The sequence below is a fragment of the Flavobacterium salmonis genome (assembly GCF_903819435.1).
In the GTDB taxonomy this organism is placed as follows: domain Bacteria; phylum Bacteroidota; class Bacteroidia; order Flavobacteriales; family Flavobacteriaceae; genus Flavobacterium; species Flavobacterium chungangense.
The window spans coordinates 1-251 of the sequence record NZ_CAIJDP010000120.1 but is presented as its reverse complement, the minus strand read 5'-3'; the positions used below and the strand labels follow the sequence as shown (position 1 = coordinate 251).

Sequence of the window (251 nt, the reverse complement as noted above, 5' to 3'; positions counted from 1 at the left end):
AAACAATAAAATAAGCGGTGGAAAAGTACTCAGCAGTCGCGTGCCAAAAGGGAGTAATCGCTTGAAAATAGCCTTACGAAATGCTGCCAATGCCATCGGAAATTTAAAAGAATCAACACCTCTGAGAAACTTTTTTCATCGAATTAATTTTCGAAAAGGAAGAGTGTCTGCCATAAGTGCAACAGCAAGAAAATTAGGTATAATCATTTGGAATATGATTGTCAAAAATACCTCATACTATAATCCAGAAA

At 35.5% G+C, this 251-nt stretch carries 1 pseudogene; it reads left to right on the top strand.

What is annotated here, in order from left to right:
• Nucleotides 1-251, top strand: a pseudogene (locus FLACHUCJ7_RS25165) (IS110 family transposase); the annotation flags it as partial.